Origin of the sequence: Lentzea alba (genome assembly GCF_047445655.1) — a bacterium.
GTDB lineage: Bacteria > Actinomycetota > Actinomycetes > Mycobacteriales > Pseudonocardiaceae > Lentzea > Lentzea alba_A.
On sequence record NZ_JAJAEG010000029.1, the window covers coordinates 88,773 to 110,275 of the forward strand.

At 68.8% G+C, this 21,503-nt stretch carries 17 protein-coding genes and 1 pseudogene; 14 read left to right on the forward strand and 4 right to left on the reverse strand.

Going from position 1 to position 21,503, the window contains the following annotated elements; all coding sequences use genetic code 11:
• Nucleotides 1-2: 2 nt before the first annotated feature.
• From tesB to LFM09_RS37785, 4 genes and pseudogenes are all read left to right on the forward strand, one after another.
• Nucleotides 3-902: an acyl-CoA thioesterase II gene (gene tesB, locus LFM09_RS37770; protein WP_414101411.1), complete on the forward strand. Its 900-nt coding sequence runs from the start codon at nt 3-5 to the stop codon at nt 900-902.
• The gene (locus tag LFM09_RS37775) at nt 899-1,219 is read left to right on the forward strand and encodes a hypothetical protein (RefSeq protein WP_414101412.1); all 321 of its coding nucleotides are present in this window, start codon (nt 899-901) and stop codon (nt 1,217-1,219) included. Before tesB ends, LFM09_RS37775 begins: the two co-directional genes overlap by 4 nt.
• A gap of 80 nt (nt 1,220-1,299) precedes the next feature.
• Nucleotides 1,300-1,989 (forward strand): type IV toxin-antitoxin system AbiEi family antitoxin domain-containing protein, encoded by a 690-nt coding sequence (locus tag LFM09_RS37780; protein WP_414101413.1) that lies wholly within the window; start codon nt 1,300-1,302, stop codon nt 1,987-1,989.
• A gap of 29 nt (nt 1,990-2,018) precedes the next feature.
• A pseudogene (locus LFM09_RS37785) lies at nt 2,019-2,909 on the forward strand (nucleotidyl transferase AbiEii/AbiGii toxin family protein).
• Between the two features lie 3 nt (nt 2,910-2,912).
• On the opposite strand, the gene LFM09_RS37790 reads toward LFM09_RS37785, so the two are convergent.
• Nucleotides 2,913-3,419, reverse strand: coding sequence for an Lrp/AsnC family transcriptional regulator (locus tag LFM09_RS37790; protein ID WP_414101414.1), 507 nt, complete (start codon nt 3,417-3,419; stop codon nt 2,913-2,915).
• 59 nt (nt 3,420-3,478) lie between these two features.
• On the opposite strand from LFM09_RS37790, the gene LFM09_RS37795 reads away from it, so the two are divergent.
• Nucleotides 3,479-4,072 (forward strand): LysE family translocator, encoded by a 594-nt coding sequence (locus LFM09_RS37795; RefSeq protein WP_414101415.1) that lies wholly within the window; start codon nt 3,479-3,481, stop codon nt 4,070-4,072.
• Here the strand turns inward: LFM09_RS37795 and LFM09_RS37800 are convergent.
• Nucleotides 4,069-4,356 carry a DUF2218 domain-containing protein gene (locus LFM09_RS37800; protein ID WP_414101416.1) on the reverse strand — a complete coding sequence of 96 codons (288 nt, stop codon included), beginning with the start codon at nt 4,354-4,356 and terminating at the stop codon, nt 4,069-4,071. The genes LFM09_RS37795 and LFM09_RS37800 overlap by 4 nt on opposite strands.
• A 121-nt stretch (nt 4,357-4,477) precedes the next feature.
• Here LFM09_RS37800 and gndA point away from each other — a divergent pair, with 121 nt between their 5' ends.
• Entirely contained in the window at nt 4,478-5,908 is a 1,431-nt protein-coding gene (gene gndA / locus LFM09_RS37805) for an NADP-dependent phosphogluconate dehydrogenase (RefSeq protein WP_414101417.1), read from the forward strand.
• Nucleotides 5,905-7,428, forward strand: coding sequence for a D-alanyl-D-alanine carboxypeptidase/D-alanyl-D-alanine-endopeptidase (gene dacB / locus LFM09_RS37810; protein WP_414101418.1), 1,524 nt, complete (start codon nt 5,905-5,907; stop codon nt 7,426-7,428). The genes gndA and dacB overlap by 4 nt, the downstream gene beginning before the upstream one ends.
• Nucleotides 7,429-7,486: 58 nt before the next feature.
• Here dacB and LFM09_RS37815 read toward each other — a convergent pair whose 3' ends face one another.
• On the reverse strand, nt 7,487-9,712 hold the full coding sequence (locus LFM09_RS37815) for a SulP family inorganic anion transporter (protein WP_414101419.1): 2,226 nt from the start codon (nt 9,710-9,712) through the stop codon (nt 7,487-7,489).
• A gap of 368 nt (nt 9,713-10,080) precedes the next feature.
• A complete protein-coding gene (locus LFM09_RS37820) occupies nt 10,081-10,398 on the reverse strand; it encodes a hypothetical protein (protein ID WP_414101420.1) in 318 nt (105 codons plus the stop codon).
• Between the two features lie 148 nt (nt 10,399-10,546).
• Between LFM09_RS37820 and LFM09_RS37825 the strand changes: the two genes are divergently transcribed.
• From LFM09_RS37825 to LFM09_RS37855, 7 genes are all read left to right on the forward strand, one after another.
• Nucleotides 10,547-11,395, forward strand: a complete 849-nt coding sequence (locus LFM09_RS37825) for a helix-turn-helix domain-containing protein (protein ID WP_414101421.1) — start codon at nt 10,547-10,549, stop codon at nt 11,393-11,395.
• A 3-nt stretch (nt 11,396-11,398) separates the two neighbouring features.
• Nucleotides 11,399-11,611, forward strand: a complete 213-nt coding sequence (locus tag LFM09_RS37830; protein ID WP_414101422.1) for a DUF397 domain-containing protein — start codon at nt 11,399-11,401, stop codon at nt 11,609-11,611.
• Nucleotides 11,612-11,927: 316 nt separating this feature from the next.
• The gene (locus LFM09_RS37835) at nt 11,928-14,765 is read left to right on the forward strand and encodes a BTAD domain-containing putative transcriptional regulator (RefSeq protein WP_414101423.1); all 2,838 of its coding nucleotides are present in this window, start codon (nt 11,928-11,930) and stop codon (nt 14,763-14,765) included.
• A gap of 69 nt (nt 14,766-14,834) precedes the next feature.
• On the forward strand, nt 14,835-14,990 hold the full coding sequence (locus LFM09_RS37840; RefSeq protein ID WP_414101424.1) for a hypothetical protein: 156 nt from the start codon (nt 14,835-14,837) through the stop codon (nt 14,988-14,990).
• A gap of 11 nt (nt 14,991-15,001) precedes the next feature.
• On the forward strand, nt 15,002-17,968 hold the full coding sequence (locus LFM09_RS37845) for a helix-turn-helix transcriptional regulator (RefSeq protein ID WP_414101425.1): 2,967 nt from the start codon (nt 15,002-15,004) through the stop codon (nt 17,966-17,968).
• A 118-nt stretch (nt 17,969-18,086) separates the two neighbouring features.
• Entirely contained in the window at nt 18,087-18,839 is a 753-nt protein-coding gene (locus tag LFM09_RS37850) for an ABC transporter ATP-binding protein (RefSeq protein WP_414101426.1), read from the forward strand.
• 7 nt (nt 18,840-18,846) lie between these two features.
• Nucleotides 18,847-21,363, forward strand: a complete 2,517-nt coding sequence (locus tag LFM09_RS37855) for an ABC transporter permease (protein ID WP_414101427.1) — start codon at nt 18,847-18,849, stop codon at nt 21,361-21,363.
• Nucleotides 21,364-21,503 lie beyond the last annotated feature (140 nt).

Sequence of the window (21,503 nt, forward strand, 5' to 3'; positions counted from 1 at the left end):
TCGTGACTGAGGCCGCCCGTGCTGCTGCTGCCGGTCCTTCCGGTCTGACCGGACAGTCCGCAGTGGACGACCTGGTCGCGTTGCTCGACCTGGAACGCATCGAGGAGAACATCTTCCGAGGCGTGTCGCCCGCCGAGTCGCCCGTGCGCGTCTTCGGCGGGCAGGTCGCAGGCCAGGCCCTGGTCGCCGCCGGTCGTACGGTTCCGGTTGAACGTCGGGTGCACTCGCTGCACTCGTACTTCATCCGGCCCGGCGACCCGCGCGTACCGATCGTGTACGAGGTGGACCGCATCCGCGACGGCCGCTCGTTCACCACTCGTCGTGTCGTCGCTGTGCAGCACGGCAAGGCGATCTTCGCTCTCTCCGCGTCCTTCCAGCTGGAGGAGCAGGGCGTCGAGCACGCCTCGGAGATGCCCGACGTGCCGGACCCGGAGTCGTTGCCGACGTGGGCGGAGTCCGTCGAGGGCTACTCGTTGGTGAACATGAAGTTCCCGCGGCCGATCGACGTGCGGTACGTCACCGAGCCGCCGTGGGAGTCGCGTGAGGACGGTCCGGGCGAGGCCGCCTCCCGCGTGTGGATGAAGGCCGACGGCAAGCTGCCGGACGATCCGATGCTGCAGATCTGCGTGATGACGTACGCCTCGGACATGACGTTGCTGGACGGGGTTCTGGCGCGGCACGGCGTCTACTGGGGACTGGACAAGGTTCTCGGCGCTTCTCTTGACCACGCCATGTGGTTCCACCGGCCGTTCCGTGCTGACGAGTGGTTGTTGTACGACACCGCTTCGCCGTCCGCGTCCGGGAATCGCGGACTGGCCACCGGGCGGTTCTTCTCGCAGGACGGGCAGCTGGTTGCGACCGTCGTGCAGGAGGGTCTGATCCGGGTGCTCAAGCCGTCGTGATCGGCGGTGAGGTCTGGCGGCTGCACCACGAGGGCCGGGAGATCGCCCGGCTCACGGTGACCGGCGGCGACTTTCCGTGGGTGCACGCGACTGTCGAGACCTTGCCCGGCTTCGAGGACGTCCGGCCGGTGTTCGAGGCGTTGGAGCAGGCCCTCGATGACGAGGACTACGAACGGGCCGACGACCTCGACGGCCGGGTTCGCGAGCTGCTCACCATGACGTTTCCGGACGGGCGGCCGGTGGCCGAGTTCCTGGTCCGCGTCTACGCGGACGGCACCGCGGGCTGGCGCTGGCACGACGAACCGTTCGACGACTGACGGTCCGCCGACCTGCTGTTTGCAGCGTTTCCTACATCCTGGAGGTAAGAAATGCTGTCACGGGATGTAGGATTTGCTGCATGGAGATGGTCCGTGCTCTTGAGCTGCTCGGTGGGTACACCGCCGGGCAATGGGGCATGGTCACCACGCAGCAGGCGCTGAGCAGCGGGGTCGACGACGTCACGCTGCATCGGCTGAAGGCTGCCGGTCTCCTGGAATCCGTGCGTCGTGGCGTGTACGCGGCGACATCCGCCGCGGCGTCTGACGCACAGGTCGAACAGGCGGCGTGGCTCGCGCTGCGTCCCGAAGTCGCGGGGTGGTCGCGGCCCCCGCTGGACCCCGACGGCGGTGTCGTCTCCCACCAGTCCGCGGCGCGGCTGCACGGCCTCGGTGACCTCGTGAACGCGCGGGTGGACATCACCACCCCGCGCCGGCGCACCACCCGCGATCCGGGCGTGCGGCTGCGCAGGGGTGATCTGGCCGAAGCCGACGTGACGGTGCTCGACGGCCTGCCGGTCACCACACCCCTGCGCACGATCTACGACCTGCTGGGGCAACGCACCGACGCCAGCCACGTCGCGACGATCATCAGGCAGGCGGTGGAAGCCGGGCAGGTCCGGCTCGACGAGCTCGCGGAGCGGATTCGGCCGCACGTGCGGGCTTACGGTGCGAAACCGCCGACCGGTAAGGCACTGCTGGAACTGCTGCTCGCTCAGATCGGCCTGTCCGTTCAGGCGCTGGCCGTGCGACCCGTTCCACTGGAGACATGACTCCGAAGCCGTCCAGTCCGCAGGCGTTCATGAGCTCGCTCAAGAGCCGTGCGGCCAACACCTCGCAGCTCACCGGAGTTCCCACCGGCGAGCTCATCGAGCGCTACTACCACCGCCGGCTGCTGGCGCGCGTGTTCCACTCCGACCGCGACGGCTGGGTGCTCAAGGGCGGTCAGGCGTTGCTGGTCCGGTGGCCGAAAGCCAGGTACTCGACCGATGTCGACCTGCTGCGGGTGGGCGAGGACACGACGGTCGACGAGGCGGTCGAAGCGCTGCTCGCGGCGGCGTCGATCGAACTGGACGACCACCTCAGGTTCGACCACCACGACACGTCCCGCTAGACGGCGGCCAACCGGCCGTCCCGCAAGGTGCGGTTCAAGGTCATGTTCGGTCTCCGGGAGCTGTCCACGGTCAGCGTCGACGTCGTGGCGGCTGAGCTTCAGCCGGTCGGACAGCTCAAAGTCGAGCAGCTCGCGGCGCCGTTCGTGATCGACGCCAGTCCGTGGCCCGAGATCCGGATGTGGCCGCTCGAGGACCACACCGCGGACAAGATCGCGGCGATGTACGAACGGCACCGGGAACAGCTGGTGCCCTCGACGAGGTTCAAGGACCTCGTCGACCTCGTGCTGATCGCGAGCAACTCCACTCCGGACGGTCCGATGACGCACCGGGCGCTGCACGCCGAGGTGCGCAGGCGCAACGCGGCGGGCACGCATCTGGTTCTCCCGGCCGAGTTCGCGGTGCCGGACACGTCGTGGATCGCCGGGTACCGGGCGGAGGCGGCCAGGACCAAGGAGCTCTCCGCCGGCCATCGGACCGTCGAAGGCATCACGCCGCTGGCCGACGCCTTCATCACCCCGCTGCTGCAGGAACAGCCACCCGTCGGCACCTGGCGGTTCGACCGCCTGCGCTGGGAGTGAGGCTCAAGCCTTCCGGCGGCGGTGCGTGGGCCGCAGGTTCGCCGGCGGCGTCAGAGCCCGGGTCTCCACCCGCTCCAGCACGACCGAGCTCGTCAGGTTCCGCACCTCGGTCCGCGATGCGATCTTGTCCATCAGGAACGCCTGCAGGTGTGTGGAGTCCGCCACCGCGATGTGGATCAGGAAGTCGGCCTGCCCGGAGACGTGGAACACCGACCGCGTCTCGGGTTGAGCCATCACGAACGCGCGGAAAGCGGCCACCACCGGCCGGGTGTGCGGCCGGACGTTGACCGCGACGACGGCCTCCAGCGGCAGGCCGGTCGTGGCGGGGTCGACGACGGCGTGGCAGCCCGTGATCACCCCGAGCTCGCGCAGCCGCCGCACCCGCTGCAGGCACGACGAGGGCGCCAGCCCGACGATCTCCGCCAGCGAGCGGTTCGGCAGGGTGGCGTCGTTCTGCAACTCCTCCAGGATGTGCCAGTCGACCGAATCAAGTTCGGCTTGTTCGCGCATAAGCGAACATCGTACTGACCAGCTGGAATGACGCAGAACAACCCACCGATGATCAGCCCATGCACATCGCGTGGACGTCGTTCCTGGTTGCCCTGCTGATCATCATGATCGTGCCGGGGCCGGACTTCGTGCTGATCATGGGGAACGCGGTGCGCAGCCTGCGCAAGGGGACGGAGGCGGCGCTCGGCGTGGTCACCGGGCTGATGATCCACGCGACGCTCGCCACGATCGGACTCTCAGCGTTGGTTGCCGCGGTGCCGACGGCGTTGCTCGTGGTCAAGGTGATCGGCGCGCTGTACCTCGCCTACATCGGCTTCATGACGTTCCGGACCGCGAGCAAGTCAGCGGAAGAACAGCACGCCGGTGGAAACGTGTTCCTGCGCGGCGTGCTGTGCGATCTCTTGAACCCCAAGGTGATGCTCACGTTCTTGAGCCTGATCCCGCAGGCGATGGACCCGCACAGCGCGCCGTTGCCCCAGGCCGCCCTGCTGAGCGCCGTGACGGTCGGCGTGTTCGCGCTGTTCTGGGTGATCGTCGTGCCCACCGCGCGGCAGCTGGGCACGTTGCTGAGCAAGCCCAAGATCCGCGCGACGTTCGAGCGGGTGTGTGGGACCGCTCTCATCGGGATGGCGGCGTCAGTTCTGGCCGCCTAGGACCACGTGACGGTCAGCTCGTCCCGGGATCCGAACCGGACCAGGTGCCGTTCCACGACGTCGCGCAACTTGGCCGCGTCCTCCTCCGACGAAGACGCGACACGCATGACCAACGCGTCCTCAAAAGCCTCGAACTCGGCCAGGCCGAGCGAAAAGCGGACGAAACCCCGTCCGTCCTCCCAGGACCCTTCGAGGTCCTTGTGAGTGAAGTGCTTCACCAGCTGCGAGCCGTACCTGGAGGCACGGTCGGTCGCCGAGCGTCCCACGCTCGTGAATTCCGTCATGAAGCCAACTTACGCCTAGCAATACGTACCGGCACGTGACGCGGTTCACCTGGCAAAACGGAGTCTGAGAACACCCTGTGACGTCTCGCGAAACAGCCGAGAACACGGCAGGCTGTCGCGTATGACGGAAGGCAAAGCACGTATCGCGGTCACCGGTCTCGCCACCATGGGCAGCAACCTCGCGCGCAACCTCGCGCGCCACGGCTTCAAAGTCGCCGTGCACAACCGGACGCCCGCGAAGATGAAGGCCCTGCTCGACGAGCACGGCCACGAGGGTGACTTCGTCGGCGCCGAGACGCTGCAGGATCTGGTGGACAGCCTGCAGACGCCGCGCCAGATCATCATCATGGTCAAGGCGGGTGGCCCGACCGACGCCGTCATCGACGAGCTGAGCGGGCTGCTGGAGCCCGGCGACATGGTCATCGACGGCGGCAACGCCCACTTCAACGACACCCGCCGCCGCGAGGCAGCGTTGAAGGAGAAGGGGCTGCTGTTCGTCGGCGCCGGCATCTCCGGTGGCGAGGAAGGCGCTCTCAACGGGCCCAGCATCATGCCGGGCGGTCCGGCCGAGTCGTACAAGCACGTCGGTCCGGTCTTCGAGGAGATCGCGGCCAAGGTGGACGGTCAGCCGTGCTGCGTGCACGTCGGGCCGGACGGCGCCGGGCACTTCGTGAAGATGGTGCACAACGGCATCGAGTACGCCGACATGCAGCTGATCGCCGAGGCGTTCGACCTGCTGAGCCGCGTGGGCGGGCAGACGCCGGCCGAGATCTCCGACGTGTTCACGCAGTGGAACTCGGGTGACCTGGAGTCGTACCTGGTCGAGATCACCGCCGAGGTGCTCAAGCACGTCGACGCGAACGGCACGCCGCTGGTGGAGGTCATCGAGGACGCGGCGGAGCAGAAGGGCACCGGCCGCTGGACCGTGCAGGAGGCGCTGGAGCTGGGCGTGCCGGTCACCGGTATCGCCGAGGCCGTGTTCGCGCGTTCGCTGTCGGGTCACACCGACCAGCGCAAGGCCGTGCGCGACGCGTTCGGTGCCAGCGAGGTCGTCGCGAAGCCGGACGCCGAGCTGGTCGACGACGTGCGTCAGGCGCTGTACGCGTCGAAGGTCGTGGCGTACGCGCAGGGCTTCGACATGATCCGCGAGGCGTCGAAGAACTTCGACTGGAACATCGACCTCGGCGCGATGGCCACGATCTGGCGTGGCGGCTGCATCATCCGCGCGCAGTTCCTCAACCGCATCCGCGAGGCGTACGACGCGAACCCGAACCTCGCGTCTCTGTTGGTGGACAACTACTTCCGCGACGCGGTGCAGAACGCTGAGGCCGCTTGGCGCAGGGTTGTGGTCCGTGCGGTCGAATCCGGTGTGCCCACGCCGGGCTTCGTGTCCGCTTTGGCCTATTACGACGGTCTCCGCTCGGAACGGTTGCCCGCCGCGCTTGTCCAGGGACAGCGGGACTTTTTTGGCGCACACACGTACAGGCGCACCGACAAGCCCGGTAGCTTCCACACGTTGTGGTCGGGTGATCGATCAGAGGTGGAAGCGTGAAATTTCGAATTCTGGGGGCAGTCGTCGCTGTGGCGGCAGGGTTGACCCTGACGTCCAGCGGCGGCGCGACGGCGGTCGGCAACGAAGAGCTGACCGCTGATCTCGACGCGATCCTCGCCAACGCCGGTCTGCGTGGTGCCGATGTCGGCATCACGGTGCGGGACACCAGCACCGGCGAGGTCGTGTACACCAGATCGGGCAGCAAGCGGTCGCAGGTCGCTTCGAACACGAAGCTGGTCACGACGACCGCCGCGCTCGACCTGCTCGGGCCGGACTTCAAGTGGAAGACCGAGCTGGTGTCCGCCGGTTCGCGCAGCGGGTCGACGCTCAACGGCGACCTGGTGCTGCGCGGCGGCGGTGACCCGACGATGTCCGCCCAGCGCTACAAGGCGCTGGCGGACGCGTTGAAGAACAGCGGCGTCACGAAGGTCAACGGCGCTCTGCTGCTGGACGACACGGCCTTCGACGGCGTGCCGTTCGGTCCCGGCTGGGCGTGGGACGACGAGCCGTACGCCTACAACGCTGAGACGTCGGCGTTGACGGTGTCGGCGGACGCGAGGCTCCTGGCCGGCACGGTGAACGTCCGCGTGAAGCCGGGCGCCGCTGACGGTGCCCCGGCCCAGGTGAGTGTCGAGCCGGCGAACGACCACGTGCAGATCGTGAACAACGCGATCACCGGCAGTGGCAGCGTCTCGGCCACGCGTGAGCACGGCACGAACAGGATCGTGGTCAACGGTTCGATCGCGAAGAGCTCGGAAGACGTGCTGAAGGCCGCGCCGGTCCAGGACCCGACCTCACTGGTGTCGTCGGTGTTCCAGAAGGCGTTGCAGGCCAACGGGATCCAGGTCACCGGTGGCGCCAGGAAGGCCAAGGCTCCGCAGGGTGCCGCCGTCCTCGCCACCGAGACGTCCAAGCCGCTGAGCGAGCTGGTCAACCCGTTGCTCAAGGAGAGCAACAACATGATGTCCGAGGCGCTGGTCAAGACCGCCGGCCGCACGTGGAGCAACGGCATCAACCAGCTGAGCACCAAGTGGGGCGGGCTCGGTGTCGACGCGAACTGGGTCGAGATCTTCGACGGCTCCGGCATGTCCCGGTTCGACCAGATCTCGCCGGACGACCTGACGTGGATCCTGACCAAGGCCAAGGCCAAGCCGTGGTTCGTCGCGTGGGCGACGTCGCTGCCGATCGCGGGCTATGACGGCACGCTCGCGAACCGCATGGGGGGCACCGCCGCGCAGTACAACGTGTGGGCCAAGACGGGTTCGATGACCGGGGTGTCCGCACTGACCGGCTACGTCACCACCGGTGAGGCGCAGCCGAGGCAGTTCGCCTTCTCGATCGTGCAGAACAACTTCGTGTTGAACCCGAACGTCATCAACCCGAGGTCGATCGAGGACGCGATCGCCGTCCGCCTGGCCGAGCAGGGCCGGACGACGGCGACGCTCTCGACCGCGCAGCTCCGCGGCCAGGGCGAGGAGCGTCTCGACGTCGAGTGCTCCTGGATCGGCACCTGCAAGTAAACGAAGATGAAGGGCTCTTTCGTCCACCTCAAGTGGGTGAAAGAGCCCTTCATGCTTTCTAGGCGGGGGCGGGGACGGGCTCCAGGCCGTTGCGGTCCGGGTCGACGAGGTACACGCGGGCGTTGGAGATGTCGAAGTACATGCCCTTCAACGTCAAGGTGCCCGCCGTGATCGCCTCCCGCACGCTCGGGTAGCCGAGCAGGTTGTCCAGCTGCTGCGCGACGTTCGCGACCGCCAGCCGGTCCGCCACCGGCAGTTCCGCGCAGCCGGGGGAAGTCGGCGCGTGGAACCGGATCAGCGACTGCTCGGCGTTGCGCAGCCACGAGTGCAGGTGTGAGCCGCGCGCAGCGGTTCCCCTCACCAGCGCCTTCATCGCACCGCAGTCCGAGTGTCCACAAACGACGATCGAGCTGACGTTCAGCACCTCGACCGCGAACTCGATCGCCGCGCCGACGGATCTGTCCTCGGCGGACGCCATCGGCACGAGGTTGCCGATGTTGCGCACGCAGAACAGGTCGCCCGGCCCGGACGTGGTGATCAGGTTCGGCACCACCCGCGAGTCGGCGCAGGTGATGAACAGCTGCTGCGGCTGCTGTCCGCGCAAAGCCAGCTCGTGCAGGAACGGCCGCACCAACGGCGCCGACCGCCGCTCGAACTCGTGCATTCCCAGGATCATGGGATCGCTCTCCGCGGACGACCGCTGGGCCGGCAGCAGCACCGGCGAGCCCTGCCAGTGCGACCACGGCGCGAACCAGCGCGGCAGCGGGCCGGGCAACGTCTTGCGCCGCCCCGGTTTGCCCTGGTTGGCGCGGTCGTACCAGGTGTCGTGCACCTCGTCGACGCGCACGCGGCCGCCGAGTCGTTCGTAGCCCTCGCACCAGTCGTTGATCGCCTCGTACGACGCGTGGTCCAGGTAGTCGATGTGCAGCTCCAGCACCACGTGCTGCCCCAACGGCAACCGTCGCAGCTCGCGCACGAGCCGCCCGACGCCCAGGAACACCAGCGATCCGCGCACGCACACCCGGTTGCCCTCGACACGCACCGAACAGTGCGTCAACCGGTACAACGCGCGCAGAAGCGCAACAGCCAGGCCGACAACGACGCCTTCCAACAGTCCGAAAAGGACGACCCCGAGCACGGTCGCCGCGTACACCAGGAACTCCTGGTGCTTCCACAGAGTCCGCATCCGGTCCGGCGACACGAGCTTCAGCCCGACGACGAGCAGCACACCCGCCAGCGCCGCCAACGGGATCAGCTCCAGCATCGTGGGGAACGCCAGTACCGCCACCGCGATCCACACACCCTGCAAAATGGCGCTGTACCTGGTTTTCGCGCCCGCGGCGACGTTCGTGGAGCTGCGCGCGAGCCCGCCGCTGATCGGCAGTCCTCCCAGCGCGCCGGCGAGCACGTTGCCGGTGCCCTGCGCGATGAGCTCCTTGTCCAGCCGGGCGCGCGGCCCGTCGTGCAGCCGATCCACCGCGACCGCCGACAGCAACGACTCCATGCTCGCGACCAGCGCGACGGTGAGGATCGCCGTCACCACCGAGCTCACGCTGCCCTGCGGCATCTCCGGGAACACCAGCGCGTGGCTGTCCGGCAGGTCGACCCGTGCGACGTCGAGGTGCAGCACGAACGCCAGCAACGTCGCCGCACCGACCGCGACCAGCGGCGCCGGGATCAGCGAGGCACGCGGAACCTTGGGCCACAGCAGCAAAGCCGCGATCGCCACCGCACCGGCCACGACGGATCCGATGTGCGAACTGGCGAGTTCTCCGGGAAGCAAGCCGAGGTTCGCCGGCACGGACGACGCCGCCGTACCGCCCAGCACCACCACGAGCTGCCCGACGGCGATGGAGAGGCCGATGCCCGCGAGCATCCCGTGCACCACGGCGGGGGACAGCGACATGACCAGCCGGCTGATCCCCGTGAGCCCCAACGCCAGCTGCACCACACCCGCGGCCAGCGTGATCGCGGCCGTCGCGGCCCACCCGAACTGCGCCACCAGTACAGCCACGATCACCACGAGCCCGGTGCCCGGCCCGCTGATCTGCAACGGCGACCCGCTGATCGCACCGACGACCACACCGCCGACGACCGCGGAGATGATCCCGGCCATCAACGGCGCGCCCGTCGCGTGCGCGATGCCGAGCGACAGCGGGATCGAGATCAGGAACAGCACGAAGCTCGCGGGCAGGTCGTGCCGCAGGATCAGCGGTGGACCGTGCGGGGTGTGGTCGGCGGCGTTGGACCTCGGCGGATGGTTCACGACAACGGTTCCTTTCATGGAATGCGGCATAGCCCCGTGCGGAATGCACAGGGCAGGGGAAGGGGAGTGAGCGAAGGGGAGCGCTCTGCTAGAGGCGCTCTAACGGCAGCAGACGGCGCGGCCGGACGGCTGCGAGCGCGTCGGCGCGGTCATGCGGGGTCGGCACGGGAACACCTCCGTGTCGGCACAGGCATCGGGTTCGAATCAGGCCGCGTCGCCATCATGATGACGGCGGAATCGGCTCTGTGGCAGATCTTTCAGCCAACCGTGTTGATCTTGCTCGGTAACGCTACGCGAGGTGATCACGAAGAAGGGCCGGCTCCGGTCGGGGGGTGCGGAGCCGGCCCAAGACAGGTCGGAACTGAAGAACTATCGAGTTTCGAAATTCAGCCTACCGAGCGCAGGTGTTTGCCGTGTGAAGTCTCCTGGCCCACCACGGTCAGGATCAGCTGCGCCGAGAGGTAAGCGCGGCACGGTGCGGGCATGCGTCGCGAGAACCAGCCCCGCTTGCAGGTCGCGCACCGGCCGTGCTCGTCGGGCTGGTGCTCGTCCAGCAACGCCTTGACCACCGCGACCACCCTCGGCAGCTCTACCCTGGCGAGCACGAGGGCGGTCTGGTCGTCGCCGCGCTGGGCGAGGTCGGTGAGTGTGGCCAGGTGCGAGTGCAGCGACTTGTCCAGTTGGCTGAACACCGTGACGGCCATCAGGCTCAGAGCTCCAGTCCCTACGTAAGCAGCCTGTGCAGCCTGTCGCGCTCTCCCTGCGATCTGCAAGTTGCAGTACACGAATGGATGACGTCCCTTTGCGGCTTGCTCCTTCGGTCTCAAACTGAGACGGGACCAGGAGGTGTGGATGCCACGGGGTAGCAGCCCGACCCTGCGCAAGCGCCGGCTCGTGAGCGAGCTCAGGCGACTGCGCGAAGCGGCCGAGCTGACGATCGAGGAGGTGGGCGAGCGCCTGGAGTGCTCGGCTTCCAAGATCAGCCGCATCGAGACAGGACGGGTGGGAGTCAGCCCGCGCGACGTGCGGGACATGCTCACCGCCTACGGTGCGGACTCCGCCACCCTCGACGAACTGGTCCAGCTGGCCAGGGAAGCCCGCCGCAAGGCGTGGTGGGACGAGTTCGGTGACATCGTGCCCGGTCGTTATGTGGGGTACGAGGCCGATGCCGACTCGATCAGGACCTACCAGGGGCTGATGATCCCCGGCCTGTTGCAGTGCGAGGCGTACACGCGGGCGTTGATCTCCCAGGTGCTCCCTGATGCGAGCGCCGCCGAGATCGAGCGGCGGGTCCGGTTGCGCAAGGCGCGGCAGGCCCTGCTGAGTGAAGACGACCCGTTGCGCCTGCACGTCGTGATCGACGAGGCGGCCCTGCGCAGGCTCGTCGGCGGCGCCGGGGTGATGCGCACGCAGATGGCGCGTCTTCTCGAGGTCGGTGCACTGCCGAACGTCACGATGCAGGTCGTGCCGTTCAGCGCCGGTGGTTACGCTGCGATGGACGGTCCGTTCGTCGTCCTGAGCTTTCCCGAGCAGCTCGACCCCGACGTGGTCTTCATCGAGAGCACTAGAAGCGGCGTCTACCTGGAGCAGCCGGGTGACGTCAGTTGGTACGCCGAGGTGTTCGAGCGTCTGGCGAAGACCGCCCTCAGTCCGGCGGAATCTGCGTCCCTGATCGCCGAAGTCGCTCGCACTCTCGCGTGACACATGACCGGGAGTGAACAGAGAGTGGAAAGCTTGCGTTGGCGCAAGAGCAGCCGTTCGTCCGCTAGCGGGCCTGACTGCGTGGAAATCGCGCTCGTCTCAGCAGGTGCCGCCGTTCGTGACAGCAAGAACGCGGACGGGGCCCGGCTGAAGTTCGGTGACGCCGGATGGGAGACCTTCCTCGTCGCCGCGAAGACCGGCTCTTTTGTCAGCTGATCGACAGATGCGGAAAGCCCCGGCTGGGAATCCAGCCGGGGCTTTCTCACGTTAGGGGACGTGGGCCGGCCGGCGTTCCGCCGCCGCGGGCTGGATGCCCCTTGCACGCCGGCCGACCCACGTCGATCATGGGGAGCAGCGGGTGTTCCGCTGTCCGGTCCAACCTGTTCCGTCTGGCTGATCTCCGGTTTCCGTTGATCTCGCCGTCTGTGGTTGGTTGGACACGCTAAGCGTAAGAATGCCTTCTACAGCACGACTGGAGCCCGACTGAAGTGATCTTCAAGCTCCAGGTGGCCACCAGGCGAAGGACAGGTCGGTGACGCACGGCGAGGAACCCCTGCGGTTCGAGGTTCTCGGCCTCCTCCGGGTCGTTCGCGCAGGTCACGAGGTGGATCTCGGCGCCGCGAAGCAGCGCGCCGTGCTCGCCGTGCTGCTGCTCGCGCGCAACACCCCGGTGAGTCGCGGCCAGATCATCGAGGCGGTCTGGGGCGACAACGTGCCCTCCAGCGCGGTGAATCTGGTCCAGACCTACGTCGCCGGATTGAGACGCGCACTGGAGCCGACCCGTGCTCGCCGCGCGCCCGCCGAGTTGTTGACCTCCGTGGGCGACGGATATCTCCTGCGCGTCGAGCCCGGTGCGTTGGACCTCGACGTGTTCGAACGTCAGGTGCTGCTCGCGAACCGCATGCGCGCCGCCGGTGATCTCGCCGGAGCCGCGGTCGAGCTGGACGACGCGCTGGCGTTGTTCCGCGCCGAGCCGCTGGGCGGTGTCTCGGGGCTGTTCTGCGACGTCGAACGCGGTCGTCTCGTGGAACGCCGGCTGGCCGTGCTGGAGGAACGCGCCGAGCTGGGGCTGGCCATCGGGCAGGGCCCCGAGCTGGTCTCGCAGCTGAGCTCCGTGGTCGTCGAGCACCCGTTGCGGGAACGCGGCTACTGCCTCCTGATGCGGGCGTTGGTCCAGGCAGGTCGTCAGGCCGAGGCGTTGGCGGCGTATCGCGAGGCCCGGCGCGTGCTGATCGAGGAGCTCGGCGTCGAGCCGGGTCCCGAACTGCGCCGCGTGCACCAGGCCGTGCTGGCCGGCGACAGTCCCGAGCCGGAACGCGCGCCCGTCCGGGTGCCACCGCAGGCCGCTGCGCCGGAACCGGCGCCGGCGCCCGCGATCCCGGCGCAGCTGCCGCGCGCGCCCGTCGCGTTGATCGGCCGCGATGCCGAGCTGGCGTACATGGACTCGTTGATGCGTGAGCACGACGGCCCGGTGATGCTGGTGACCGGTCCCGCCGGCGTCGGCAAGACCGCGCTGGCGCTGCACTGGGCGCATCGGGTGCGCGACGAGTTCCCGGACGGTCAGCTCTACGTCGACGTGCACGGGTACGACCCGAACCGGGAGCCGCTGGAGATCGGCGAAGTGCTCAACCGGTTCCTGCGCGCGTTGGGTGTGCCGGCCTCCGACACGCCTGTCTCGGTGGACGAACGTTCGGCGTTGCTGCGGACCCTGCTGGCCGACCGGCGCATGCTGGTGATGCTGGACAACGTGCGCGGTTCCGCTGATCTGCTGCCACTTCTGCCCGGCGCGCCGTCGTGCGTCGTGGTGACCTCTCGCCGTCGCCTGGTCGGGCTGGTCGCGCAGGTCGAGGCGAAGCTGATCGAGCTGGACATGCTCGACCAGGACGCCGCCGTGGACGTGCTGGGCCGGGTCGCCGGCCGTTCGGACATCGAGGCTCACGCCTTCCGCGAGCTGGCCGAGCTGTGTGACGGCCTGCCGTTGGCGTTGCGCATCGCCGCGGCCCGTCTCGCCGTGTCCCCACGTTTGCGCGTGGCCGAACTGGTCGAGGAACTGCAGGACGAGCAGGGCAGGCTGGCCGCGCTCGGTCTGGAGGACGGTGAGGGCACCGTACGGGCCGCCCTGGACGCCTCACGCCGTGCGCTGCCGCCGTTGCCGTCGCGGTTGCTCGCGATCATCGGACTGCACCCCGGCGCGGACCTCACCCCGCACGTCGTCGCCGCGATGGGCGATGTCGCGCTGCTGGACGCCCAACGTGCGCTGGACGCGTTGACCACGGCGAACCTGTTGTCAGTCGGCGAACCCGGCCGCCACGTGGCGCACGACATGGTCCGCGTCTACACCAAGACGCTGGCCGGCGAGCTGTCCGAGCCCGAACGCCGCGCCGCCACCGGCCGGATGCTCGACTACTACCTGCACTGCAGCGACCTGGCCGACGGCATGCTCCCGATCAACCGCGGCAGCGTTCCCGTGGCGCCCGAACACCGGCCGGTCCACGTGCCCGCGCTGGCCGGCGCGGCCGACGCGATGGCCTGGTTCGACGCCGAACGCGCGAACCTGATCGCCGCCACCGAGCACGCCTCCTCTGCTGGATGGCACGTCCACGCCTGGCAGCTGCCGTACACGTTGTCGCGGTACCTGTGGCTGCGGACCGAGCGCGAGACCTCGTTGCGCATCACCGAAGCCGCATTGCAGGCGGCCATTGCTCTGAACGACGACGACGCCCGGTTCGTCATGCAGTTCAACCTGGGCGTGGCGCTGCTCCAGTTCGAACGCTACGACGAGGCCCTGCACGCCCAACGCGGTGCGCTGGAAGTGGCTCGCCGCAAGGGAGACGTGCACCAGCAGGCCCGCGCGCTGACCACGGTCGCCGGCACGTTGCAGGACCTGGGTCGTGCCGCCGAGGCCGAGACCCACTACCGCGAGGCCATGGAGATCTCGCGGGTCGCGGGGTCGAAGTGGGCGGAGGCCAACGCCCACCACCACCTGGGCCTGCTCTACCTGACCACGCAACGCTTCGACGACGCCATGCCGTGGTTGCGCGTCGCCCTGCGGATGTACCACGAGGTCGGCGAGCAGTGCGGTGAGGCGGCGTGCCACGTCGACATCTCGACCGCGCTGCTGGAGACCGGTGACACCGAGGGTGCGCTGTCGGCGGCACGTACGGCGCTGGCGGTGGCCTGTGACGCGGTTTCGCCGTACCACCAGGCGTTGGCGCATGATCGGCTGGCGGCGGTGTTCGAACGGCTCGGGGCAGCAGGGGCGGCGGCGCACTGGCAGCGGGCGCTCGCGTTGTTCACCGAGCTCGGCGCACCTGAGGCGGACGGCATCCGGGCTCGGCTGGCCCGCGCACGTGCGGTGTCCGTGGGGTAAGGGTTTTGCAGCACGAGACTGCGTGATCGCCCGATGCCTCACGTCCGGCCTCAGCAGCAATCTGAGGCCATGACGGAATGGACGCCTGAGGCGATCAAGGCAGAGATCGAGTACCGGCGCCGCTACGCCGAGTGCAACTGGCAGCGGTCGAGCAGCCGCAAGCCGTCGTGGCTGCGCCGAGTGATCCATCCCACGGCGCAGAAACACGGCAGCACCAGGTCATGACATGTGCGAGCATGCCACTCGTGGCACGCCTGGGTTCTGGAATTCCGCTGGTCGCGCGCGATCGCGAGCTGAACCGACTGCGTGCCGCGCTGGCGCAGGCAGGAGAGGGCACGGCCGGTGCGGTGCTGCTGGCCGGTGACGCCGGTGTGGGCAAGACCCGGCTGGTCGACGAACTGGCCGCCAGCGCCGACGACACGCTCGTCCTGATGGGACGGTGCCTGGACGCGGGCGAGACCGGTCTGCCCTACCTGCCGTTCGCGGAAGCCCTGAGCACGCTCAAGGACACCGCGAACCGGCCGGCGCTCGCGATGTTGCTGCCCCAGCTGGCACTTCCGGCCGAACGCGAGCCCGGCACCGAGGGCATGATCGCGCCGAGCCTGATCCCCGGTCGCAGGCCTGAGCAGGACGTCGGCCAGCTCCAGCTGTTCGACGCCGTGCTCGGTCTCCTCGGTGATCTCTCCGAACGGCAGCGCGTGCTGCTCGTCGTCGAGGACCTGCACTGGGCGGACGCGTCGACGCGGTACCTGCTGTCGTTCCTCTTGGCGCGCTTGCGTTCCCAGAGGTTGCTCGTCGTCGGCACCTACCGCTCGGACGACCTGCACCGCAGCCATCCGTTGCGCCCCTTGCTGTCCGAGCTGGTCCGGCTGCCCGCCGTCGACCGCCTGGACCTTTCGCCGTTCAGCGCGACGGACGCCCGCAGGTTCGTCGAGGCCCTGTCCGACGACCTGCCCGAGGACGTCGTCCAGCAGGTCGCGGAACGAAGTGAAGGCAACGCGTTCTTCGCGGAAGAGCTGATCGCGGTGGCGACCTGTGACGACGCCAGGTCGTTGCCGTCCGCGCTGGCCGACGTGCTGCTCAGTCGCGTCGAACGGCTGAGCCCCGAGGCCCAGCACGTCGTCCGCGTCGCCTCCGTCCGCGGTCGCAAGGTGCGGCACGACCGGCTGCGCGAGGTCGCGGGCATGTCGGACGTCGCGCTCGACACCGCGTTGCGCGAGCTGGTGCAGAACCACCTGCTCGTCGTGAACGACAACGAGGTCTACATCTTCCGGCACGCGCTGCTCAGGGAAGCCGTCTACGGCGACCTGCTGCCAGGCGAACGTGTCCGGCTGCACGCTTCTTACGCCCACCACATCGCGCAGCACCTGGACGAGCGCGGTGCCGCGGCGGCACTGGCCCACCACGCCTTCCAGAGCCACGACCTGGCGCAGGCGCTGCAGGCGTCGATCAAGGCGTCCAGGGAGGCCGAACGGGCTGGTGCGCCCGCGGAGTCGTTGCAGCACCTGGAAAAGGCGCTCAACCTGTGGAACGCCGTGCCCGCCTCCGATCGACCGTCCGATGTGGACGAAGCGACGTTGCTGCGCAGGGCTTCCTGGGTCGCGGGCACGGCAGGGCAACCGGAGCGGGCCGTCGCGTTCGGCCGCAGTGCCAAGAAAGCGCTCGAAGGCCAGTCGCCCGAGGAGGCGGCCGAGGTGCTGCTGCGGCTCGCGCAGGCGTTGTCGGTGCTCGACGGCAACGAAGACGAGTACCACGAGGTCATGACCGCCGCGTGGGACCTCGTGCGCGAACGGGAGGCGACCCCGACCAGAGCCCGTGTGCTGGGTGGCATGGCGTCGCTGCTGCGCCAGCAACGGCAGGGCGTGGAGGCGCGGGAGTTCGCGGAGCGAGCCATCGCGGACGGCCAGCAGGTGAACGCCTCCGGCGCCGTGGCGGACGCGCTCGGCACCCTTGGGCTCCTGCACGACTACGCGGACCGCCACGAGGAGGCCAAGTCGAGCTTCGAGCGCGCGATCGAGTGCGCGCGTGAGGTCGGGGCGGTCAACACCGAGCTGCGGGCCCGTTATTACTTCGGCCTCATGTACTACGACGCGGGACAGCTGGCCGAGGCCGCCCGCGTTTACAACGAGGCCGGCGACCGCGCCCAGGAGACCGGGCTGACCTGGAGCATGTTCGGCCTGGAGATCCGGATCCTGCAGGTCCTCGTGCACTACTACCTGGGCGACTGGACCTACGCGGAGTGGGCCAGCGAGCCGCCCGGCATGTCCGTGTCGTCCACGGTTCTCGCTCGGCTGACGGCCGCGAGCACGCACCTCACGGTGTCGCGCGGCGACCTCGCCGAGTCCGAGCGGATGATCACCAAGCTGCGCAGCGACTGGCACCGCGACATCCAGATCGCGCTGATCACCGGCGGTACGGGCGGTGAGCTGGCGCTCTGGCGCGGCCGGCCGGAGCTGGCCGTCGAACGGGTCGCCGACGCCCTGGAGTGGACCCGCAAGCTCGGCGGGCCGTGGGTGCTCGCGGACATCCGGATCGGCGCGATCGGCGTCGCCGGGTACGCCGACCTCGCGGCCAAGGCACGCCGCAAACGCGACGCCGAGGCCGAGAAGCAGGCCGTCGCCCAGGGCCGCAAGCTTGCTGAACACGTCAGGCTCACCGCCGAGAACGGCGTTCCGCGCACCGGTTCGCTCGGTCCGGAAGGCCGTGGCTGGCTGGCCCGCGCGTTGGCCGAGGAGTCCAGGCTCGACGGTGCAGGCGATCCGGAGCTGTGGCAGCGGGCGGTCGACGGGTTCGCGTACGGGCTGGTGTTCGAGCAGGCACTGTGCCGGTGGCGGCTCGCGGAGGCGTTGCTCGGCGCGGATCGCCGTGAGGAGGCAGCCGAGGAGCTGCGCCGGGCCGACGAGGTGGCGACCAGGCTCAAGGCGGCACCGCTGCAGGAAGCCGTGGCTGCGTGCGCCAAGCGGGCCCGCATCACCCTGAAGGCGGACGAACCTGCCCGCGAGCAGATCGACCTCTTCACCCCGCGCGAACGGGACGTGCTCGGCCTGGTCGCGGCCGGACGCACGAACCGCGAGGTCGGCGAGGAGCTCTACATCAGCGAAAAGACCGTTTCCGTGCACCTTTCGCGGATCATGGCGAAGCTGGGGGCGTCCCGTCGGGCAGAAGCGGTGGCGATCGCGTACGACCGAGGTCTGCTGGAGTAGGCCCGGTTGTCATACCTCAGGCTGATGCGCAACGCGTCGCGGAGTTGATGTCCGCGTACTCAGGGAACTCATAGCTTCTTCCTCGTTGAGGAACATCCCCCTGAGGAAGGCAAGCGACATGTCTGCACTGGTGTCCGAGGTCGGCACCCGGACCGCCGCGGCGGCCCACAACCTGGTGAAGGTCTACGGCAAGGGTGACACCGCGGTGCGGGCGCTCGACGGCATCAACGTCGCGTTCGAGGCCGGTCGTTTCACCGCGATCATGGGCCCGTCCGGCTCCGGCAAGTCCACGCTGATGCACTGCCTCGCGGGACTGGACACGGTGGACGGTGGCGCGATCCACATCGGACAGACCGAGATCACCAAGCTCAACGACAAGGACCTGACCAAGCTGCGCCGCGACCGCGTCGGCTTCGTGTTCCAGGCCTTCAACCTGCTGCCGACGCTGACCGCCAAGCAGAACATCCTGCTCGGGCTCGAGCTCGCCGGCCGCAAGCCCGACCAGCAGTGGTTCGACACGATCGTCAACGTGCTCGGCCTGCGCGACCGCCTGCACCACCGTCCGACCGAGCTGTCCGGTGGCCAGCAGCAGCGCGTGGCGTGTGCCCGTGCGCTCGTCGCCCGTCCCGAGGTCATCTTCGCCGACGAGCCGACCGGCAACCTGGACTCCCGCAGCGGTGCCGAGGTCCTCGACTTCCTGCGCATGTCGGTCCGCAAGCTGGGCCAGACCGTGATCATGGTGACGCACGACCCGGTGGCCGCGAGCTACGCGGACCGCGTGGTGCTGCTCGCCGACGGCCGGCTCGCGGGCGAGATCCACCAGCCCACCACCGAGTCCGTCGTCAACGCTCTCACGCACCTGGGGGCGTGAGCCAAAGATGCTGAAGACGATCCTTGCGGGCCTGCGCGCCCGCACGGCGCGGCTGGTGCTGTCCAGCATCGCCATCGCGCTCGGCGTCGCGTTCGTGACGGGCACGCTCGTGCTCGGCGACGCCGTCGAAGCCCAGACCAGGGACAACTTCGCCCGCAGCGCCCGCAACGTCGACGCCGCGGTGCACATGACGGAGAACAGCCCGAACCGGGACAAGGGCATCCCGGTCGACTTCCTGCAGAAGATCCGCAACACGCCCGGTGTCGCCGGCGCCGACTCCCGTGAGTACGCCAGCGCGGCCCTGCTCGGCAGCGACGGCAAGGCGCGCAACACCGCGGTCCAGCCGTTGCCCACGACCGAGAAGCTGCGCGACTTCAACCTCAAGGACGGCAAGTTCCCGGCCAAGGCCGACGAGATCGCGGTCGACGTCAAGACGGCGCAGATCTCGAAGCTCAAGGTCGGCGACAAGCTCAAGCTGCTCGACGAGGGCAACGTCGAGCACGAGTACTCGATCGTCGGCACGTACCAGCAGGGTGCGAGCAGCATGTCGATGTCCGGCAGCGACCACGTCGTGGTGTCGCAGGAGGGTCTGCGCGCCCTGATCCCGGACCAGCGGATCTACGAGATCGTCGCGGTGGCCGCGCCGGGTGTGTCGCAGCAGCAGCTCGTCGACAACATCAACAAGGCGATCGGCTCCGGCTACGAGGTGCAGACCGGTGAGCAGCTGACCCAGGCGACGCTGGCCTCGGTGGGTGACGCCGCCGGCGACATCAAGACGTTTCTCCTCGCGTTCGCAGCGATCTCGCTCGTCGTCGCCGGCATGGTCATCTACAACACCTTCACGATCCTCGTCGCCCAGCGCACCAAGGAACTCGCACTGCTGCGCTGCGTCGGAGCGGAACGCGGCCAGGTCTTCCGCAGCGTGCTCGCGGAAGCGGTCTTCATGGGTCTCGCGGCATCGGTGCTCGGCATCCTCGGCGGGCTCGGAGTTTCGGCGGGCCTGCAAGCGCTGGTCGGTTCGTTCGACGGCCCCGGCGCGGACGACGTCCAGATCCGCCTGCCGATCTCGTGGGTGACCATCGCCGCCGGCTTCGGCGTCGGTGTGGTCGTGACGGTGCTGTCGGCCGTGCTGCCGGCTCGCCGCGCCACGAAGGTCGCCCCGGTGGCGGCACTGCGCTCGCAGCCGGACAGCCACGACGACGTCGCCCGCACCGGCAAGGCCCGGATCATCGTCGCGACGCTGATCGCGCTGATCGGCGGAGCCGCGGTCTACTTCGGCCTGCAGCAGGAGAAGGAAGAGCCGGCGATGTTCATCACCGGCGGCGCCACGATGGTCCTGCTGCTCGCGGTCCTGCTCGTCGGCCCGCTCTACGTGCCACTGGTGAACCGCCTGTTCGGCAAGGCACTGCGCGGTGTCCCGGCCAAGCTGGCCTCGGCCAACGCGGGCCGCAACCCGAAGCGCACCGCCGCCACCACAGCAGCGTTGATGATCGGCGTGACCATCGTCGCGATGGTGGCGGTCGTGGCAGGCAGTGGTCGTCAGACGATGAACGAGCAGGTCGACAAGCGGTTCCCGGCCGACTACGAGGTCAGCTCGAACGTCTGGAACCAGCCGCTGACGCAGAAGTTCGCCGACGACCTGGCGAAGGTGCGCAACGTTTCGAAGGTCGCCCCGAAGCTGGACGTCTACGGCGAGTCCGACAAGCTCAAGTACGGCGACGTCACCGGCTTCCCGGCCGACGCGCTCGGTTCCCTGGTCCGTCCTGAGCTGGCCGGCGGCACGCTGACCGGTCTCAAGGACAACGAGATCGCCCTGCGCGAGCGGGACGCCAAGGACTCCGGCCTGTCGATCGGCTCGACGCTGAAGATCAACGACAAGGACTTCAAGGTCGTCGCGTTGATCAAGGACAACAGCTACGGCTCCGGCATCGTGACGCTGCCCGCGGCCACGGGGTTGCTGAAGGAAGCGCCGAAGGGCTACCAGAAGCTGCTGGTCAAGCTCGCTCCCGGCACGGACATCGCGGCCGCGCGAGCCGACATCGAGCGGGTCATCGCGACCTCACCGGTGGCGGTGCTGAACACCGCGGCCGAGACCAAGGCCGAGCTGAACGCGCAGATCGACCAGATCCTGCTGTTCATCTGGGCTCTCGTCGGCCTGGCGCTGATCATCGCGCTGTTCGGCATCGCGAACACGCTGACGCTGTCGGTGCTGGAACGGACTCGCGAGTCCGCGCTGCTGCGGGCACTGGGCCTCACCCGAGGCCAGCTGCGGCAGATGCTGGTGGTCGAGTCGATCCTGATGGCCCTGATCGGCGCGGTCGTCGGTGTGGTGCTCGGCGCCGGGTTCGGCTGGCTGCTGGTCCAGGCGGTCTCCAACTCGGAGTTCCAGCTCAGCTTCTCCATCCCGTTCGGTCAGATCGGCATCATGCTCGGCCTGGCCGTGATCGCGGCGATCATCGCCGCTGCCCTGCCGGCTCGGCGGGCCGCGAAGAACTCGGTGGTCGCGGGGATGGCCGAGGCGTGAGGCCTCCCGTCTGGCTCCGGTAGTCGGGGACCGAACCAGGTGGGGTCGGGCGTGCGGAAACAGGGGCCGCACGGCCGGGGGATGGGCGGAGGTCCGGTGCTGTCGGGGCACCGGGCCTCTGCTGTTTCACCAGCGGGTTC

Coding starts and splice junctions, on each gene's coding strand:
- LFM09_RS37780 (WP_414101413.1), top strand. CDS start 1,300: ATGGAGATGGTCCGTGCTCTTGAGCTGCTCGGTGGGTACACCGCCGGG.
- LFM09_RS37790 (WP_414101414.1), bottom strand. CDS start 3,419: ATGCGCGAACAAGCCGAACTTGATTCGGTCGACTGGCACATCCTGGAG.
- LFM09_RS37795 (WP_414101415.1), top strand. CDS start 3,479: ATGCACATCGCGTGGACGTCGTTCCTGGTTGCCCTGCTGATCATCATG.
- LFM09_RS37800 (WP_414101416.1), bottom strand. CDS start 4,356: ATGACGGAATTCACGAGCGTGGGACGCTCGGCGACCGACCGTGCCTCC.
- gndA (WP_414101417.1), top strand. CDS start 4,478: ATGACGGAAGGCAAAGCACGTATCGCGGTCACCGGTCTCGCCACCATG.
- LFM09_RS37815 (WP_414101419.1), bottom strand. CDS start 9,712: ATGAAAGGAACCGTTGTCGTGAACCATCCGCCGAGGTCCAACGCCGCC.
- LFM09_RS37820 (WP_414101420.1), bottom strand. CDS start 10,398: ATGGCCGTCACGGTGTTCAGCCAACTGGACAAGTCGCTGCACTCGCAC.
- LFM09_RS37825 (WP_414101421.1), top strand. CDS start 10,547: ATGCCACGGGGTAGCAGCCCGACCCTGCGCAAGCGCCGGCTCGTGAGC.
- LFM09_RS37830 (WP_414101422.1), top strand. CDS start 11,399: ATGACCGGGAGTGAACAGAGAGTGGAAAGCTTGCGTTGGCGCAAGAGC.
- LFM09_RS37840 (WP_414101424.1), top strand. CDS start 14,835: ATGACGGAATGGACGCCTGAGGCGATCAAGGCAGAGATCGAGTACCGG.
- LFM09_RS37845 (WP_414101425.1), top strand. CDS start 15,002: ATGCCACTCGTGGCACGCCTGGGTTCTGGAATTCCGCTGGTCGCGCGC.
- LFM09_RS37850 (WP_414101426.1), top strand. CDS start 18,087: ATGTCTGCACTGGTGTCCGAGGTCGGCACCCGGACCGCCGCGGCGGCC.
- LFM09_RS37855 (WP_414101427.1), top strand. CDS start 18,847: ATGCTGAAGACGATCCTTGCGGGCCTGCGCGCCCGCACGGCGCGGCTG.